The sequence below is a fragment of the Verrucomicrobiota bacterium genome, assembly GCA_016871535.1.
In the GTDB taxonomy this organism is placed as follows: domain Bacteria; phylum Verrucomicrobiota; class Verrucomicrobiia; order Limisphaerales; family SIBE01; genus VHCZ01.
Window position 1 is genome coordinate 1 of record VHCZ01000235.1, and the last position, 9,609, is coordinate 9,609.

Sequence of the window (9,609 nt, forward strand, 5' to 3'; positions counted from 1 at the left end):
AGGGGTCAGTTCTTGTTATTGGCTACTTCGTCTGCTCCTGTTTCGCGCGCCAGAGCAGATGATTCGCATAGGCGCGGCTGCCCAAATGAAGCCGCTGAGAAATCCAGGCCACGGTTTGCACAGTTTCGGCGCGGAGCCGTTGGGCTAACTTCACTTTCGTGGCATCACCCTTGGGCCGCTTGGACAACTCTGCCTCCGTCCAGCCCCGGCGCTTGAGCTCAGCCGCAATGATCCGCTCGGCCTTCTCCTGTGCGCTCTCGGCTCGCTCCGCTCCGTAATGTTCGGCTCCCAGTCGCTCACTCATCTGCGCCAGCAGCTCTTTCCGAAACGCCTCTTCTCCCAGGCACCAGCCCCGGCGCACCCTCTGAAACGCATCTCCGACCCCGGCCCGGCGGCGCTCCTCCAGTGCCTGCTCCAGTCTCTGCCGACCCGCCGCACTATCCTTCCCCACCCCGTATTCTCCCAACAACCGGTCCACGCACAGCCAGGCCGGACGTTTGCTCGGCCCCAGCAAATAGGCCGGCCAACTGCTCCAGGCGTAGCGGCGCAGCGGTTGGTCCGCTGGCACCAGTTGGGCGCGCGCCGGATTCAGATGCACGTAGTCACAGACCGTCTTGAGATAGCCGGTGCCTGAACCATCCACCACCAACGATTTGTAACGCCCAGCAAACAAGTGCCCGAACCGCTTGTGCCGACGGTTAAACCGCGCCGTGTACGTTCCCAAAAGCCATTTCATCCCGGCCACCAGATTGGGCTGCGGGGTCTCGACCACCAGATGAAAATGGTTGGGCATCAGACAAAGTGCTTGCACCTGCCAACCGGTTTTGGCGCAAGCCTCGGCCAGCGTTTCCACGAACCGCTGCCGGTCCTGGTCATCTTGAAAAATGGGTTCGCGCCGGTCGCCCCGATTCATCACATGGTAAATCGCGCCGGGATACTCGACTCTCAGCTTCCGAGCCATGCAGGCCAGCGTGACGGAATCCGCAGTCGTAGTCAATAACAAGAACCGACCCCTTTTCTTTCGACGACGGGCTTGATCGCCGCTCCGAACCCGATATGAAATCAACGCCTCCGGGGTGGGTGATTTTGACCAGCAAATTGGTGGCTGGTTTTAACCCGCAAAATGACACGGAAGAATGCCAATCGCCCGCAATATGCCATTATCAAGAACCCCCTTTACCCCAGATCCTACTCCAGCGCACGATCGAAATCGTCCGGTGCCCTGTCCCGCAATTTTTGCTGCCATCCATGAGCGGCGGACATAAGTTCCCGTCGTGCGCATCTACATCGAAAGCACGATACCCAGCTATGTGGTGGCGCGTCCCGCCCGCGACCTCATTCAAGCCGCACGCCAACAACTCACCCGCGACTGGTGGGATTTTCAGCGCGAGAAGCACGAGTTATTCGCGTCGCAAATTGTCCTCGACGAAATCGCCGCCGGAGAACGCGCGATGGCGGAGCGCCGTCTCGAACTCGTGGCTGGCCTCGCCTTGTTAGTTTCGACTCCCGACGTCGAAACACTCGCTGACGACGTTCTGCAATCCGGGCTTCTCCCCCCAACGGCTGACGGAGACGCCGCGCACATCGCACTCGCCACCGCCTACGGCATGGATATATTGCTCACATGGAACTGCCGGCACATCGCCAACGCCGCCATCGTGGGGCGCTTGCGCAAGCTTGTCGCGGAGCAAGGCTATACCCTGCCGGAGATTTATACGCCGGAAGAACTCCTTGGAGCATAACGAAATGAAAACGACGCAAGAGCGACCCGCAACCACCGGAGGAGACCTGGTCCTTCAAGAAATCTGGCGCATCAAAGACGAATTGTCCGCAGCCCGCGGACACGACGTGCATCGGCTTTTTGCGGACGCGCGCAAGCGCGAGAAGCGTTCCGGCCATCCGCTGGCCAATTTGCCCATCCAACGCCGCAAAGTGTGAAGCGGCGCCGACGTCTTGTCTGTCGCTTCATCCAAGGTCCCGGATTTCCAGCCTTCGCCTGACCTGGATTGAAAACCGCCACTGTAGTAAAGGGGTCAGTTCTTGTTATTGGCTACTTCGTCTGCTCCTGTTTCGCGCGCCAGAGCAGATGATTCGCATAGGCGCGGCTGCCCAAATGAAGCCGCTGAGAAATCCAGGCCACGGTTTGCACAGTTTCGGCGCGGAGCCGTTGGGCTAACTTCACTTTCGTGGCATCACCCTTGGGCCGCTTGGACAACTCTGCCTCCGTCCAGCCCCGGCGCTTGAGCTCAGCCGCAATGATCCGCTCGGCCTTCTCCTGTGCGCTCTCGGCTCGCTCCGCTCCGTAATGTTCGGCTCCCAGTCGCTCACTCATCTGCGCCAGCAGCTCTTTCCGAAACGCCTCTTCTCCCAGGCACCAGCCCCGGCGCACCCTCTGAAACGCATCTCCGACCCCGGCCCGGCGGCGCTCCTCCAGTGCCTGCTCCAGTCTCTGCCGACCCGCCGCACTATCCTTCCCCACCCCGTATTCTCCCAACAACCGGTCCACGCACAGCCAGGCCGGACGTTTGCTCGGCCCCAGCAAATAGGCCGGCCAACTGCTCCAGGCGTAGCGGCGCAGCGGTTGGTCCGCTGGCACCAGTTGGGCGCGCGCCGGATTCAGATGCACGTAGTCACAGACCGTCTTGAGATAGCCGGTGCCTGAACCATCCACCACCAACGATTTGTAACGCCCAGCAAACAAGTGCCCGAACCGCTTGTGCCGACGGTTAAACCGCGCCGTGTACGTTCCCAAAAGCCATTTCATCCCGGCCACCAGATTGGGCTGCGGGGTCTCGACCACCAGATGAAAATGGTTGGGCATCAGACAAAGTGCTTGCACCTGCCAACCGGTTTTGGCGCAAGCCTCGGCCAGCGTTTCCACGAACCGCTGCCGGTCCTGGTCATCTTGAAAAATGGGTTCGCGCCGGTCGCCCCGATTCATCACATGGTAAATCGCGCCGGGATACTCGACTCTCAGCTTCCGAGCCATGCAGGCCAGCGTGACGGAATCCGCAGTCGTAGTCAATAACAAGAACCGACCCCTTTTCTCTCTTGTGCTTCACTCCGCCACTCCGTGACTCCACCACTCCCTCCCCTCCCCGGCCTCCTTGCCAGAGCCCTTCTCCGCCGCGCCGGAGTCTGAGCTTGCCTGAACGTCGCCGATTCACATTCTTGGCTCATGCGAATCCACTTTCTCGGAGCCACGCGAACGACGACTGGCTCCATGTTCCTGATCGAGGTCAACGAACAACGAATCCTGCTCGAATGCGGTTTGTTTCAAGGCAAACGCGATGAGTCCGTCGAACGCAACCGCGCGTTCCCGTTCCAGGCCGCGCAGATTGATGCCGTCATCTTGAGCCACGCCCACATCGATCACTGCGGGAATCTGCCCAATCTCTGCCGCCAGGGCTTCACCGGAAACATCTATTCCACTTTTGCCACGCGCGATCTCGCGAGCATTTTGCTCGAAGACTCCGCCGAGATTCAGAGGGCCGACGCCGAATTCGTCAGCCGTAAACGCGCCAAACGCAATCTGCCTCCCGTCGAACCGCTCTACAGCGCCGGCGACGCCGAAAAAGCGATCCGGCAGTTCGTGGCCATCAACTACGAGCGTCCGATGCTGGTGGCGGATGGTGTGACGGTGACGTTCCGCGATGCCGGTCACATTCTCGGATCGGCGCAGGTCGTTCTGGATATCCGCGAGGCGGGCCGCAAATTTCGCCACCTTTTCTCCGGCGACATCGGGCGCGGCGACGACGATATTTTGCGCGACCCGCAGCCTGTCGAAAACGTCGATTTCCTCCAGATCGAAAGCACCTATGGCGACCGCGAACACTCGCCGAAGTCGAGCGCGCCCGAGGACGTGGGCAGACTGGTTCGGGAGACCCTGAACCAACATGGCAAGGTGATCATTCCCGCATTTTCCGTCGGGCGAACGCAACAGATTGTCTATACGCTGCACCAAATGACGCGGGAAGGGAGTTTGCCGCAAATCCCGATCTTCGTGGACAGCCCGCTCAGCGTGAACGCCACGGAGGTCTATCGGTTGCACCCGGAATGTTTCAACGATGAGATCTATCGATTCCTCCGCGAGACGGCCAATCCGTTCGGCATGGAGAACCTGACTTACATTCGCGAGCAGGCGCACTCGGTGAAACTCAACGATTTGAAGGAAGCGGCGATTATCATCAGCGCGTCCGGCATGTGTGAAGCCGGACGGGTTCGACATCACCTGAAGAACCACATCGGTTCGCCCAACAATCTCGTGCTATTCATTGGCTATTGCGCCGAGCACACCCTGGGCGCGCAAATCCTATCCGGGCGCGACACCGTCAACATCTTCGGCGAACCGCATGCGGTGCGCGCGCGGATCGCGTCCATCGATTCGTTCTCAGGCCACGCGGACAAGCACGAGTTGAAGCGCTACGTCGGCGGATTGACGGGTGACATCAAGAAAATATTCGTCGTCCATGGCGAAGCATCGCAAGCTTTCGCGTTCGCCGAGACACTCAAAGTTATGAAACCAAAGGCAGAAGTGGCCGTCCCGGACTACAGGCAGTCCTTTGAGTGCTAAAGCGACTCAAATCCTCTCGAAGTAACGAATCCGCTCCCAATCCGTGACCGCGTCATCGAATGCCTGCGCCTCCAATCGCGCGGTGTGCACGTAAAAATCCACGACGCCGTCGCCAAAAACGCGCCGCGCCAGCTTGCTTTGATCCAGGAGCCGGGCCGCGTCGCGCAGGGTTCTCGGCAGACTCGCCAATCTCGGATCAACGTACGCGTTCCCCTCGTAAACCGGGCCGCAATCCAATCCTTCCTCCACGCCCGCCATTCCCGCAGCGATCGTCGCCGCAAAAGCCAGATACGGATTCGCGTCCGCGCCCGGCATCCGGTTTTCGATCCGGAACGAACTTTCCGAGCCGACGACGCGGAAGCCGACCGTCCGATTGTCGAACGCCCACGCCATCTTGGTCGGCGCCCAGCTCGCCGCTTGATAGCGTTTGTAGGCGTTAATGGTCGGGGCAAAGAAATAGCAAAGCTCGGGCGCGTATTTCATCAAGCCGCCCAGGAATTGCCGGAAAAGCTTCGATCCGCTTTTGGATTTCCGTTCCCAGAAAAGGTTCTGTTCCTGCCTCCAGAGGCTCACGTGAATGTGGCAACTGCTCCCGACTTCGGCGGCGAAAGGTTTCGGCATGAACGTGACCGCGCGGCCCTGTTGCGCCGCCATCTCCTTCAATCCTTGTTTGAACACGACGTGCATGTCCGCCATGGGCAGCGCCTGATCGTAGATGAAATTCACCTCGTGCTGTCCCCTGCCCCACTCGCCCTTGCTCGACTCGATCGGCACGCGCGCCGCGGTCATTTGGTTCCGCACGGCGCGCATTAGGCTCTCCTCCGCCGCGGGCTGCATCGTGTGGTAGTCGATGCGGTAATCGCTGGCCGGCGTCAGATCGCGATAGCCAGATTGGAAGGCGTCGTGGAAGGTTTGGTTGAAGAGGAAAAACTCCAGTTCACTGGCGGCGTAACAAGCCAGGCTTTTGCGCGCCAGGGCCTCGACCTGCTTGCGGAGCACGGAGCGCGGCGCTTCTTCAACTCGTTGGCCGCCGTGGTGAACGTAATCGCAAAGGACCAGCGCGGCTCCGGCCTGCCACGGAATCTGCCGCAACGTGGAAAAATCCGGCTGCATCTCGAAATCCCCAAAGCCCTGGTCCCAATTGGCGATCTGGAACCCATCCATCGGGTCCATCTCCAGGTTGACCGTGAGCAGATAATTGCAGCCGTGCGTGCCATGCACGGCCACATGATCGAGAAAAAATCGCCCGGTAAAACGCTTGCCGACGAGCCGGCCAAACACATCGGGGAACGCCACCACCACGGTGTCGATTTCGCCGGATTTGATTTTGGATTTCAGCGCCTGGAGGTTCATTGGAATCCGCGGCAAGAACCCACCCCCTGGCCCCTCCAAGGAGGGGAGCCTTGTTCCGGCAACGCTTTTGAGTTCCCCTCCCTGGAGGGGCGGAGGGGTGGGTTCATCGACAGCACAACGTTCCCCTCTCAAATCCGTTTTTCATCGGCGTCGATGAAGTCCACAAACGTCCGAATGTCATCCCGCTGCGCCAACCCGGCCTGCTCCTTGCGCCACTTCAAACGCGATTTCATGTCTTCGGTGTCGCTCCCGCGGTTGAGAACCCACTGATTGAAAGCCGCCTTCTCGGCGTCGGTCTTCTTGAGGTTTCTGAGCACCCAGTCGAAGACTTCGCCATCCGTGAGACTGTCCTTTACGATCTGGATAAACGTCTCGGCAGGGACGCCTGCGGCCTTCAGCCAGGCTTCATCGAAACCTTTGGTAAAGTTTTCCTCGTAATCGGCCGGCAGTTTGCCCGCCAGGTGAAGGCGTATCTTGTCGATGAATCGGGGCAGATGCACCCAGCCGGCCATGGTTTCGCGCGGGCTACGGGGATAAATCGTTTTTTCCATGGCGCGGATCATCTTGAGGCCGTGGCTGCCTGTCAATCTTTCAACCCGTTCCTGAAGCGGATGAAATTTCAGAACCACGAACGAACACGAATAAACACCAATGAGAACCGGGGTTTCCCCTCTACTATCTCCGTTGCCTCCTGTTAAAAAAATCGCCGCGTCAAGGATCAGCGCGTCTGCGAATAATCCGTCGCTTTCATGAACAGCGACTTGACGCCTTCTGGCCCCGCGACTGTGAGCGAGCCTCCCGCTTCCTTCTCGGACGCCTCCTTTGCTTTCACCCAGTCCGGATCCTCGCCAAACGCCTTGAACGACGCGGCGGCGGCTTCCTTGCTCTGGTGCGCCAGGATGTAAATCAGTGTGTCCTCGCTGCTCTTCTGATCTTTGGTCGGGGTCCAATAGCCTACGTTCTTCATACCGTGCTTGGCGAAGAGCTTCAGCGTGTGATTGCGGAACCGGGCGTTGAGCCGGCCCAGATTCCCGGGGCTCGCTTTGTAAGTGCGCAGCTCGAAAATTCGCGGCTCTTTGCCCACGGATGCCTTGATCGCAGGCGAATAATCCGTAGCCGCCAGGAAGACCGACTCAAGCTTGTTGACCAATTTCCCGTTCTTCTCTGAAGCGTCCCGCGCGGTCTTCCAATCGGGATCTGCGCCAAATGCTCCCCACGACTTTCGCGCCGCCTCTCGGCTCTCGTGGGCCACGATGTAGATCAATTTGTTGTCCGGATTCTCGATCGGCACCCAGTAACCGATGTTCACCATGCCGTGCTTCTCGAAGAGCTTGCAGGTGTGATTGCGGAACCGGGCGTTCAGGTCGTCGAGTTTGCCCGGCGCGGCGTAATACGTCCGAAGCTCGTAAACGCGGGAATCTGTATTGTCGAACACAGTCGCGCCGTTTGTGGCGTTTTCCATAGCGAACAAGTTGGCAAAAAGAAGGGGCAAAACGATTTTTTTCATAAGCTTAAAGGTGAGGTCAGTGCCGGGGATGGCACAATCAAAACGCCGCGCTGTCAAAGGAAAAATCAAGAGCCGCAGAGCGGCGGCGAGCAGCGCCAGAAAATATGACGAAGGCTGAGGCAGGCTCGGCGGCAATCAGTCGCGAGATGCCAGTTCGCCGGCCTCAAACAAGTCCGGGATCGCTTTGAGCCCGGAAAGCACGGCGTAAAGAAGGATTCCATGAGGGTTGGTCGCGCAAGCGCGACGGCGACTCGCTTGGATGGATCTTCTGGCAGACGCGAAACCTCTTCTTCGCTGTCGGGGTACATGCGCTGGCAAACCAACCGACGACACTGTTCGCATGGCACGATCTTGGTCCGCTGACACGCACCGATCCCGTGGTTCTTTTCATGGCGATTGGGATCACAGCAGCATGGCACCGGCTTCCCGCGACGCAACAGAAACAGACGTGATGACGATTCCCAGGGCTAACCAAGTAAGAGCCCTCATGGGTGATGCGTGATGGAGATTCAACTTATCGAGCCGCCTGCGCTTTCATCAATTGCAGGTTGGCCTCGGCGAATGCCTTGCCCATCAGCGCGAACGTCTTCGCGCAACCGAGGTAATGGTAACCGCCGTTGGACGCGCCGCGTTTCCAAGCAGCAGCTTCGGCGGGAGTAATAATCTTCGCCTCGTAAGCCTTCACGTAATCGCGCTGCTGTTGCTCCGTCATCGTGCCGTCGGCGTTCGCTTCCTTCTTGTTCTTGGATTTCAACAGATGCGCCATCTGGCTGACCTTCTCTTTCTTCTCCGCGATGGCCCCGAGTTCCTCCGACCAGAACGGCGCGGTCTCGATGGCGACGACATTGCCCTCGAACTCCGGCAACGCCGCCGGTGCCGCCATGGCCGTGCGGAAGGCCTTGGTGTGATCGTTCGCCTTCAAGCCGTCCACGCCCAACACGCCGATGACGACGGGCAGTTTCGGCGCGGCGAGATCCTTCCGCACATCACGAATCAAGTCGGCGAGCCACACGCCGTATTTGGAATAGTCCCGCACCTTCTCGCCCGGCTTGGGCGGGTAAGTATCGCTCGACACGAGATCGTTGAAACCTTGCAACCACACGAAGCCGGCAATCTCGTAGCCCTGCTTGGCGTCATACGCGGGGCAGACGCGTTTCGGATCCGCGAGCACCTTCTTCACGTGCGCCACCATCTCCCGGTAGAACACGCCCGTCGCCGCCTCGGTCTTGGTCTTCCGCTCCGGTTTCTCCGCCCACCGCTTCGCCTCCTCCGGCGTCGGCACGTACGGTCCTGCGCTCGGCGGACGGAAATCCGTGTGCAAGCTGCGCCCACCCCACGCCGTCTTGATCAGCAAAATCGGCTCGCCCAACAGCTTCTCCAAGGTGATGCCGAACGTGAACTCCGGGCCGATCTTGTTCTCGGGCGCGCCGAACCCCGCCGTCAACTGGCCCGTCTTCTCCGTCAGATCGGAATACGCATCGCCGAGACAACCGATCGAGGAGATCCACACATTCTCGAGCACGCGCGGCTTGCCATCCGCCCCGCGCATTTCCTTGAGCAACGTCGCCGTCGTTGGATCGTCGCCGATGTAATCAAACGTCTCCACCTTCGCGTGGCCCTGCATGTTGGATTGACCGGCGAGGATGAAGACCTTGAGGGGCGTGGAGTGGAGTTGGGTCGCGAGGATCAGGAAGCACCCAAGAACAACGAGACGGGCGAAACGTCCGGCGGTGGTTTTCATGACGCAAATCTATCCTGTCGCCTCCTCCCGCGTCTTGCATTAAAATTTCGTTCCGATGTGAAATGCTCTGGCCGTAAAACAGGATGCGCACCGTGTTTCGATGTTGCGGCGTGAGGGTTCCCGCAGATTCGGGGCTCCGCAGATTAGATTCGGAGAAGGAGATCTTCGCTGTGTCCGGCCAAGGAAGATCGTGAGTTGCCGACCCGCCTTGCCACCCTCAATCTGTGGAATCCCGAATCTGTGGAAAACAGTTCTTGGAGAGGATTCCCGCAGATTCCGGGCCCCGCAGATGAGATTTGAAGCAGGAGTTCTTCGCTGTGTCCGGCCAAGGAAGATCGTGAGTTGCCGACCCGCCTTCTCAGCCTCTATCTGTGGATCCCTGAATCTGTGGGAAATCATATCAGGTGAGAACGCTCTTCAGCACGTGCCCATGCA

The 9,609-nt window shown here is 59.4% G+C and carries 9 protein-coding genes; 3 read left to right on the plus strand and 6 right to left on the minus strand.

Annotation, left to right across the window (positions count from 1 at the left end):
• Window positions 1-22: 22 nt before the first annotated feature.
• Window positions 23-997: a transposase gene (locus FJ398_22095; GenBank protein MBM3840600.1), complete on the minus strand. Its 975-nt coding sequence runs from the start codon at window positions 995-997 to the stop codon at window positions 23-25.
• A 277-nt stretch (window positions 998-1,274) separates the two neighbouring features.
• Here FJ398_22095 and FJ398_22100 point away from each other — a divergent pair, with 277 nt between their 5' ends.
• Complete coding sequence (locus tag FJ398_22100; protein MBM3840601.1) at window positions 1,275-1,742, plus strand: type II toxin-antitoxin system VapC family toxin; 468 nt, start codon at window positions 1,275-1,277, stop codon at window positions 1,740-1,742.
• 4 nt (window positions 1,743-1,746) lie between these two features.
• Complete coding sequence (locus FJ398_22105; protein MBM3840602.1) at window positions 1,747-1,938, plus strand: hypothetical protein; 192 nt, start codon at window positions 1,747-1,749, stop codon at window positions 1,936-1,938.
• Window positions 1,939-2,050: 112 nt separating this feature from the next.
• Here FJ398_22105 and FJ398_22110 read toward each other — a convergent pair whose 3' ends face one another.
• Window positions 2,051-3,025, minus strand: a complete 975-nt coding sequence (locus FJ398_22110) for a transposase (GenBank protein ID MBM3840603.1) — start codon at window positions 3,023-3,025, stop codon at window positions 2,051-2,053.
• 198 nt (window positions 3,026-3,223) lie between these two features.
• On the opposite strand from FJ398_22110, the gene FJ398_22115 reads away from it, so the two are divergent.
• The gene (locus FJ398_22115; protein MBM3840604.1) at window positions 3,224-4,573 is read left to right on the plus strand and encodes an MBL fold metallo-hydrolase; all 1,350 of its coding nucleotides are present in this window, start codon (window positions 3,224-3,226) and stop codon (window positions 4,571-4,573) included.
• Between the two features lie 6 nt (window positions 4,574-4,579).
• Here the strand turns inward: FJ398_22115 and FJ398_22120 are convergent, their stop codons facing one another.
• The 4 genes from FJ398_22120 to FJ398_22135 all read right to left on the minus strand — a co-directional run bounded on the left by FJ398_22120 (window position 4,580) and on the right by FJ398_22135 (window position 9,174).
• Window positions 4,580-5,926: a glutamine synthetase gene (locus tag FJ398_22120; GenBank protein MBM3840605.1), complete on the minus strand. Its 1,347-nt coding sequence runs from the start codon at window positions 5,924-5,926 to the stop codon at window positions 4,580-4,582.
• A gap of 128 nt (window positions 5,927-6,054) precedes the next feature.
• The gene (locus FJ398_22125; protein MBM3840606.1) at window positions 6,055-6,555 is read right to left on the minus strand and encodes a DUF5069 domain-containing protein; all 501 of its coding nucleotides are present in this window, start codon (window positions 6,553-6,555) and stop codon (window positions 6,055-6,057) included.
• Between the two features lie 89 nt (window positions 6,556-6,644).
• On the minus strand, window positions 6,645-7,433 hold the full coding sequence (locus tag FJ398_22130; protein MBM3840607.1) for an NIPSNAP family protein: 789 nt from the start codon (window positions 7,431-7,433) through the stop codon (window positions 6,645-6,647).
• 514 nt (window positions 7,434-7,947) lie between these two features.
• A complete protein-coding gene (locus FJ398_22135; GenBank protein MBM3840608.1) occupies window positions 7,948-9,174 on the minus strand; it encodes a sialate O-acetylesterase in 1,227 nt (408 codons plus the stop codon).
• Between the last annotated feature and the right edge of the window lie 435 nt (window positions 9,175-9,609).